This is a genomic window from Cupriavidus sp. 207A1 (genome assembly GCF_057798955.1).
This window is the reverse complement of record NZ_JBYOJO010000005.1, coordinates 214927-223392: the sequence shown is the minus strand read 5'-3', so window position 1 is coordinate 223392 and position 8466 is coordinate 214927. Positions and strand designations below refer to the sequence as shown.

Sequence of the window (8466 nt, the reverse complement as noted above, 5' to 3'; positions counted from 1 at the left end):
CTCTCTTGTTCCCCCCCCGTCCTCCCACCCCCCCCGAGGGGGCCCCCCCCCCCCCCCCCTCTTCTACACGCCTTCGCACGCCCATGCACAATGGGCGAGCCTTGGCTGGGGAGCCCTCGGGCTCGCCGGGTTTCCGAGTGTCCCGGTCTGCTAACCCTGCCCTGTGCTCGCCCACCCGATTAGCAGCGGACCGCGAGCCTCCGTCACTCACACTTGGAGGTTGCAATGCAAAGCACAACCCCGGCTCCCCAGGAGCCCACTCTCGCCCAAAAAGCTCAACTGGCCGAAAACGTGGCCAAAGTGGAGCGCGCCCAGGCCCGCCCCCACGCCAAAGCCGCTCCGCCCCCACCCAGCAAAGCCGTCACCCTGGAGGAGCAAATCCGCGAGGCCACTGACGACATCCTGCGCGTCAGCGCCGGCCTTCAGTCCTTCCTGACCTTGCTGGACCTGCAGAGCGACACCATCCCCCAAGGCATCGGCCTCCACGCCCTGCTTTTGCCGCTCAAGCAACAGCTGGACGAGAGCGCAGATCGCCTGCAGGCGTTGGTCTGACCAGGGAGAGCCTGCTTACCCGCCCGACGGATGAGCAGCGCTGAAAAGCAAACGGCGCGAGCCAACTGGTCTCGCGCCGTTTGCATCTCCCTCATTGGCGCCGTGCGTCTCAATGGAAATCCCGGCTCCCCACCATCAACCGTCCCAGCATCGGGCTCAGGTCCACCAGTTCCTTGGCCACCAGGTGGCGCACGTCGCCCTGGCGCTGCCAGGTGCCGACCACGCCCAGCAGCGTGGCGCCCAGCACCTCCTTGCGCTGGCGCTCGACCAGGTCGGGCCACAGGATCAGGTTGATGCTGCCGGTCTCGTCCTCGATGGTGGCGAAGATGGTGCCGCTGGCGGTGGACGGGCGCTGGCGCACGGTGACGATGCCGCAGGCGCGCACGCGGCGGCCGTTGGCGCAGCGTTCGAGCTGGCTGGCAGTGACGAAGCGCATCGCCGCCAGCTTGTGCCGCAGCAGCGCCAGCGGGTGCGACTTGAGCGACAACCCCAGGCTGGCATAGTCCGCGGTCACATCTTCGCCGAGGCGCGGCGCCGGCAGCGCGAGCGCGGCCTCGGCGGGCGGCGCTTCATACAGCAGGTCGCGGTGTGCGGCATGCGCGGCCGCGGCGCGCGCCTGCCAGCGGGCCTGGCGGCGGTTGCCGGCGAGCGGCGCGAGCGCGTCGGCGGCGGCCAGCACGTCGATGTCGTGGCGGTCCAGGCCGGCGCGCAGCGCCAGGTCTTCGACACTGTCGAAGGCACGCTGCGCGCGCGCGGCCTCGATGCGCAGCGCCGCGGCCTCGCGCATGCCCTTGACCCGGCCCAGGCCCAGGCGCACGCGCGGATGCGGCGGCCGCTCCTGCCGAATGATGGCCGCATCGGACTCCGCCACCGGCTCCAGCGTGCTGTCCCAGCGGCTGATGGTGACATCCACCGGCAGTACCTCCACATCATGGCGGCGCGCGTCCTGCACCAGCTGCGAGGGCGAATAGAAGCCCATCGGCTGGCTGTTCAGCAGCGCGCACAGGAAGGCCGCCGGATGGTGGCACTTGAGCCACGAACTCACGTACACCAGCTTGGCGAAGCTGGCCGCATGGCTTTCGGGAAAGCCGTATTCGCCAAACCCCTCGATCTGCTTGCAGATCGCCAGCGCGAAGGATTCCGGATAGCCCTTGCCAGTCAGCGCCCGCACCAGCGCGTCCTGGTGCTTGCGCAGGTCGCCGCGCCGCCGCCATGCCGCCATCGAGCGGCGCAGCTGGTCCGCCTGCCCCGGCGAAAAACCCGCCGCGTCGATGGCCAGCTGCATCACCTGCTCCTGGAAGATCGGCACGCCCAGGGTGCGGCCCAGCACTTTCTCGATTACCTGGTTGAAGTAGACCGGCGGCTTCTGCGTGCGGCGAAAGGCCTCGCGCCGCTTCAGGTACGGATGGACCATGCCCCCCTGGATCGGGCCCGGCCGCACGATCGCCACCTCCACCACCAGGTCGTAGTACTCGCGCGGCTGCAGCCGCGGCAGCATCGATTGCTGCGCGCGCGACTCGATCTGGAACACGCCGATGGTGTCGGCCCGGCAGATCATGTCGTAGGTCGGCTTGTCCTCCTTCGGGATGTCCTCCATGCGCGCCGGCAGCCCCGCGCGCGCCGGATTGCGGCTGGGGTTGGGGATCATCTCCAGCGCGCGCCGGATCGCCGACAGCATGCCCAGCGCCAGCACGTCGACCTTGAGCAGGCCCAGCGACTCCAGGTCGTCCTTGTCCCACTGGATCACGCTGCGGTCGGCCATGGCCGCGTTCTCGATCGGCACCAGCCGCGACAGCTTGTGGCGCGCGATCACGAAGCCGCCCACGTGCTGCGACAGGTGGCGCGGAAAGCCACGCAGCTGCGCCGTCAGGCTGGCCCACTGCTGCACTGCCGGGGACTCGGGATCGAGCCCGTAGCGGGCGATCTTGTCGACAAAGCCCGGGCCGCCGTCCCACCATGCCTGGCCCTTGACTACCTGCTCCACCACGCTGGCGTCGATGCCGAGCGCGCGGCCGACGTCGCGCAGGGCGCTGCGCGAACGATAGGTGATCAGCGACGCCGCCAGCGCGGCGCGATGGCGGCCGTATTTGTCGTAGATGTACTGGATCACCTCTTCGCGCCGCTGGTGCTCGAAATCCACGTCGATATCGGGCGGCTCGTCGCGCTCGCGCGACAGGAAGCGGCCGAACAGCAGGTTGGCCTGCTCGGGGCTGACCTCGGTCACATACAGGCAGAAGCACACCAGCGAATTGGCGGCAGAGCCGCGCCCCTGGCACAGGATGCCGCGCGAGCGCGCAAAGCGCACGATGTCGTGCACCGTGAGGAAGAACGGCTCGTAGTGCTTTTCCTCGATCAGCTCCAGCTCTTCCTTCAACTGCGCTTCCCACTCCGGCTTCAGGCCGTTGGGAAAGCGCTCGCGCTTGCCACGCTCGACTTCCTTGCGCAGATAGGAGATCGGGGTCTCGCCGGGCGGCACCAGTTCCTCGGGATACTCGTAACGCAGCGTGCCCAGCGAGAAATCGCAGGTCTCGGCAATCTTCAGCGTCTGCGCCAGCGCCTCGCGCGGGTACAGGCGCGACAGCACCTGGCGCATGCGCAGGTGCTGCTCGGCATTGGGCGCCAGCGCCATGCCGCATTCGGCCAGCGGCTGGCCCAGCCGGATCGCGGTCAGCACGTCGGACAGCGGCTTGCGCGAGCGCACATGCATGGTGACCGCGCCGGCCGCGGCCAGCGGCACGCCGGTCTGCGCCGATACCGCTTCGAGGCGCGCGCGGTGCAAGGCATCGGCATGGCCCTGCAACTGTTCCAGCGCGATCCAGGCGCGCTCGCCGAACACTGCGCGGCACCACTCGGCCTGCTCCAGCAGCCGTTCCGGCTCGGCGCAATAGTCGGGCAGCAGCAGCGCCACGCAGCCGGGCATGCCGCGCAGGTGGGCGATGTCGCCGGCCGGCGCGGCGAGGTCTTCGGGATGCAGCCGGTAGCTGCCCTTCTGCGCGCGCCGGCGGCCCAGCGTGATCAGCTCGCTCAGGTTGCCGAAGCCCTCGCGGTGCTGCGCGATCAGCACCAGCCGCAGCGGCGCCTGTTCCGGTCCATTGGCCGGGATCAGGCTGAAGCGGCTGCCGATCAGCAGCGAGAACGCATCGGCGGCGCGGGCCAGCGCCTGCAGCCGCTGGTGGCGGCTGGCGTGGAAGCCGGGATCGTCGTCGCCGTTGCCGAAGGCATCGGCGTCGTCGAGCAGCGGTTCATCGATGCCGTCATCGGCGCCGTCATCGACACCTTCATCCACGCCCTCAGCGACCCGTGCCGCGCTGCGCGCCACCGCGTCGTGCAGGCGCTTGCGCAGGGTCTCGATGGCATCGTGCGCGCGCGCGGTGCCGGCCACCGAGCATTCATCGGTCAGCGCCAGCCCGCGGTAGCCCAGGCCGAAGGCGCGCTCGATCAGTTCGCCCGGGTGTGAGGCGCCGCTCAGGAAGGTGAAGTTGGAGATGCAGTGCAGCTCCACGTAATCCGGCAGCGCCGGCAGCAAACCCGGCAAGGACGCAGGCAACGAGGGGGGCAAGGGCGGCGCGCTCATGCGAACAACCCATGCAGGAACCAGCGATACTCGCCGCCATCGTCCTGCGCGGCATGGCCCGGACGCTCGCGGAAGATCCAGCAGCGCAGGCCGTCGGCGCGCTCGGCGATAAAGTAGTCGCGCGTGGCCAGGGCCCCGTCCCACCAGCCGGCCTCGATGCGCTCGGGCCGGCTCAGCAGCGCCAGCGGGCCGCCGTGGCAGGGCCGGTGGCGCTGCACCGGCAGCGGCAGCGGTTGCGGCAGCAGCCACAGCGGGCGCTCCGGCTGCGGCTCGGGCAGGCTGGCGGGCTTGCCAGCGGGCTCGTCGACCGGGCACCAGCGGTTGGCGCGCTCGGGCCGGTGGTCGGCCAGCGGGCGCGGCTGCAGCACGTTGTCGCGGCCCAGCCGCGCCATCAGCGTATCGAGCAGGCGGCCCAGGTCTTCCGGCGTGCCGCCGGGCTCGGGGAACAGCGCATCGCTTTGCGGCACGCACGCGGCCATGGCTTCCACGCGCAGCGCCAGGCCGGTCACGGGGGCATGGAAGCTGAGCTGGTCGAGCTTTTCGCGCAGCAGCCGCGACAGGTGCGCGGGATCGCGGCTGGGCTGGGCCAGGCCCAGTGGCACCGGGGTGCCTTCGGTCGCCGCGCCGCGCCGGTAGCGCTCATGCTCCAGCACCAGCACGCAGCGCGTGACGCCAGCCTGCTGCACCGCCAGCCAGCCCGCCAGCGCCAGCAGCAGCCGCTGCGCGCCGGCCAGCACGGCTTCGGCGGATTCGATCCGGCCCGGCAGGTCCATGCGCTGCGCAAACGCGGGCGGCGCCACGAACCAGACAAAGCGCGCCGGCGCCTCGCCATAGGCCTGGTCCAGCCGCGCCAGCAGCGCCGGGCCCAGCCGGCGCGTCAGGCCCGCGCGCGGCAGGCGCCGCACCTCGCCCAGCGTGCGGCAGCCGATGCCGTCCAGCCAGGCCGGATCGGCCAGCGTATGCAGCGCCTCCACCGGCAGGCGGTCGAGCAGCCGGTGCAGGCGCGCCATGCCCACCGCCCGGCGGCCGGGCCGCACCACGCCGCGCCGCGTGCGCCGCAGCGGCTGGCGTGCCAGCCAGGCGGCGCCGTGCGCGGTCGGGCCGCAGCCCACCTGGGCCACGGTGCCCAGCTGGCGCACGCAGGCCCGCACCGCGCGGCACAGCGCGCGATGGCCGCCGAACAGGCGCAGGCTGGCGCCGGCATCGAGCATCAGCGTGGCCGACTCCGGCTCCTCGTCGACGGTCACGCCCGGGGTGAAACGCAGCAGCGCCAGCGCCACCGCTTCCATCAGCGCGGCTTCGGCGGCCGGGTCGCGCTCCAGCTGCACGATATCGGCCGACAGGGCCTGCACGCCACCGCGGCGCATGCCATAGCGCACGCCCAGCTGCATCGCCGGACCATTGGCCAGCACCACCTGCTCGCGCGCCATCACCGCCACCGGCAGCGCATGGTGCAGGGTGGCGGTGGACACGCTCGCGGGCGCCAGCTCAGGCCAGTTGGGCTGCAGCGCGTCCAGGGGCAGGCGCGGCAGGTGCACCGCGATCCAGTACGGCATCGGATGAAAGCTGAGAAGACTGCGCCAGCGGTTCGGGCCCGGCGGGCACCGCCGCAGTTGCCCCTGCCGGCACCGGCCAGGCGGCCGCGCGCGTGGCCGCCGCCATGCCGTCCAGGCGCAGCAGCAGCGGCGTGTCCCGCACCGGCCCGCGGCGCTTGTGGAAGGTGATCGACAGCATGTTGCCGGGCAGCGGCGCCAGCAGCAGCCGCAGCACCGCGGGCGACGACTCGCGCAGCGCCGTGGCCGGGCGCAATGCCCAGGCCACCGCGTCGCTGGCCTGCGCCAGCACCTGCAGCCGCCGCAGCGCCTCGGGGCGCGCCGCCGGCAGCCACACCAGCACGCCGCCAAAGGCCTGGCTGCGCAGCACCTGTTCGGCGGCCCACAGCATGTCGGCCTGCTGCGCGGCCCTGGCCGCTTCGGCCGGAGCACGCACCCAGTAGCACTGCCGCGCCGGCAGCCCGGCCGCGGCCAGCCCCATCGCATTGGGCAGGTAAGGCGGCGCCACCAGCGCAATGCGCCGCCCCGCCCCGGCCAGCGTGCGCAGGGCTGGCAGCAGCAGGCGCATTTCCCCCGCGCCGCCCTGCGTGGTCAGCAGTTCGGTCAGGCCGCCGGCCGGCCAGCCGCCGCCGGGCAGTTCCGCCGACAGCGCGTCATACCCGGTCGGGCACACCGCGGCCCCGCCGGCGCGGCCCAGCTGGCCGGCCCGCCACAGCCCGGGATAGCGCTGCTCGAGCGCCGACAGCGCCTGCTGGCGCTCGGCCGCAGCAGGCCAGGCGGGCCCTGAGGCCGCCGGCGCAGGGAAAGGCAGACCCTCCGCCGCCCTGGGCGGGGCTGCATGCAATGGCGCAGTCATGTGAAGTTAACGTCGCTCGCCGGCAGGGCGAGGATTTAGGATATTTACGATGACTGTATATTTATACAGTATCGGTGACAAGGCAAGGGGTAACGGAAGGAGGTGGAGGCAGCGGCACTGCGGAGCCTCTCGACGAGGCGCCAGCCCTCTCGCGCACGCAGGTCTTTGGCCACTGAAGTTGCCATGCACTATCATTCCATAGAATGATTATCTTATAAAAAAGCTTCTATCGAATGATATGCACGAGGTCCATCAAGGCAGGTATCATTCCAAAGAATGATTTTTCTCGTTGACTAATGCTATGTCATTAATCTCCCAATGCCGTCAGCTGCGCGAAGCCAGGGGCAAGAGCCTGGGCGAACTCGGCCGGATCCTCGGCATGGCGGCGCAAAACCTGTCGGCCATCCTGCTCGGCAAGAAGGACAGCCGCGCTTCCACGCTCGAAGCGCTGGCCGCCGCGCTCGACGCGCAGTGGGTGCTGGTGCCCAACGAACGCCTTGCCGAAGTCCGCCAGGTGCTGGAAGGCAAGGGCGGCGGCCCCGACCGTGGCGCCCGCGCCGCGCTCGACATCTTCCTGGAACAGGAATGAGCTACGCCCTGCATCCCCGCTTTCTGGAGGTTCGGCTATATGACCGGCTCTGCGGCTACCTGTGCGAGGCCGGCGGCAATGTCCGCTTCGTGCCCGCCGATGAATTCCGCGGCGACACCGACCGCCCCACGCTGAGCCTGTCGATCACGGTGCCGACCGAAGCCGGCCGCCGCGCCACCGCCGAGGTGCTGGACAACCCCTTCCATCCCGCGGTCTACAACACCGGCCATGAGTTGCCGCCCTACTTTGCCGGCCTGCTGCCCGAAGGCGAGCTGCGCAAGCGGCTGGAAGCCACCCGCAGCCACCCCGAAGACAAGGACGACTTCGGCATCCTGGCCTCGGCCGGCAACGACCTGCCCGGGGCCGTGGTGGTGCGGCCGGCGGACATCGACGCCCTGCCCGCCTATGCCCGCGCCTATGGCGTGACCGGCGGCGCCGACAACCTGGAGATCGCCGTGGTCGAGGGCGCCACGCAAGGGGCCGCGTCGGTGTCCGGCGTGCAGAACAAGCTGGCGCTGTCGACGGTGCAGGATGGCAAGCGCTACACGCTGCCGAGCCACGGCAAGCTGTCCGACATCATCGCCAAGCTGCCGGCCCGGAACGACGACGCGCAGGTGTTCAACGAATCGGTCTCGATGCAGCTCGCGGCCGCCGCCGGCGTGCATGTCGCGGCCACGCGCGTGCTGCCCATGTCGACCATCGCGGTGGAGGGACTGGCCGAGGCCCTGGGCGAGGACCTGCACTACCTTGCCGTCGACCGCTTCGACCGTACCCCGTCCGGGCGCGTCCATGCCGAGGACGGCTGCCAGATGCTGGGCCGCATGCCGGCCCGCAAGTACGCCAGCATCGACGGCTACGTGCAGCTGGTGGCCACGCTGTACCGGCTAAGCCCGAGCGGGGTCGAGCATGTGCGGCAGTTCTTCCTGCGCCAGGCGGTCAATACGCTGATCGGCAACAGCGACGCGCACCTGAAGAACTTCTCGGTGATCTACCCCAACGGCGTGCTGCCGGTGCTGTCGCCGGCGTACGACATCGTCTGCGTGGCCGCGCTGCCCGGCTTTGCCTCGTACGGCCAGAACGTCGCCATCGACCGGCTGCAGCGCGAGGAAACCCTGGCCATGTACGAGGCGATCGCCGAGAAAGCCGGCGTGCCGCGCCGCATCGCCACCGCCGCGGTCAGGGAAGCGGTGGCGCTGGCGCATGCCCGCTGGCCGCGCCTGCTGGACGAGCTCGACGCCCCGCCGGCCATCCGCGTGGTCGTCCCCGCGCGCGGGGCGCCGCTGCGGGGGGCGCGCATCGCGCGCCAGCGCCGGTGAGTGCCCGCGCCGCGTGGCGGCACCTA

The 8466-nt window shown here is 71.1% G+C and carries 6 protein-coding genes; 3 read left to right on the top strand and 3 right to left on the bottom strand.

The features are described from left to right. Positions 1 to 225 precede the first annotated feature (225 nt). Complete coding sequence (locus AC3FMM_RS11325) at positions 226 to 552, top strand: DUF1484 family protein (protein WP_414247801.1); 327 nt, start codon at positions 226 to 228, stop codon at positions 550 to 552. Between the two features lie 109 nt (positions 553 to 661). Here AC3FMM_RS11325 and AC3FMM_RS11320 read toward each other — a convergent pair whose 3' ends face one another. Genes AC3FMM_RS11320 through imuA form a run of 3 tightly spaced genes read right to left on the bottom strand, consistent with a single transcriptional unit; the run spans position 662 to position 6535 of the window. Next, entirely contained in the window at positions 662 to 4126 is a 3465-nt protein-coding gene (locus tag AC3FMM_RS11320) for an error-prone DNA polymerase (protein WP_488686615.1), read from the bottom strand. Further along, positions 4123 to 5682: a Y-family DNA polymerase gene (locus tag AC3FMM_RS11315; RefSeq protein WP_326347101.1), complete on the bottom strand. Its 1560-nt coding sequence runs from the start codon at positions 5680 to 5682 to the stop codon at positions 4123 to 4125. The genes AC3FMM_RS11320 and AC3FMM_RS11315 overlap by 4 nt, the downstream gene beginning before the upstream one ends. Continuing rightward, positions 5615 to 6535 (bottom strand): translesion DNA synthesis-associated protein ImuA, encoded by a 921-nt coding sequence (imuA, locus tag AC3FMM_RS11310; protein ID WP_488686614.1) that lies wholly within the window; start codon positions 6533 to 6535, stop codon positions 5615 to 5617. The genes AC3FMM_RS11315 and imuA overlap by 68 nt, the downstream gene beginning before the upstream one ends. A 301-nt stretch (positions 6536 to 6836) precedes the next feature. Here imuA and AC3FMM_RS11305 point away from each other — a divergent pair, with 301 nt between their 5' ends. Together AC3FMM_RS11305 and AC3FMM_RS11300 are read left to right on the top strand one after the other, a co-directional pair. Beyond that, complete coding sequence (locus AC3FMM_RS11305) at positions 6837 to 7124, top strand: helix-turn-helix domain-containing protein (protein ID WP_172581835.1); 288 nt, start codon at positions 6837 to 6839, stop codon at positions 7122 to 7124. Continuing rightward, on the top strand, positions 7121 to 8440 hold the full coding sequence (locus AC3FMM_RS11300) for a type II toxin-antitoxin system HipA family toxin (RefSeq protein WP_488686613.1): 1320 nt from the start codon (positions 7121 to 7123) through the stop codon (positions 8438 to 8440). The genes AC3FMM_RS11305 and AC3FMM_RS11300 overlap by 4 nt, the downstream gene beginning before the upstream one ends. The last annotated feature ends 26 nt before the right edge of the window (positions 8441 to 8466 follow it).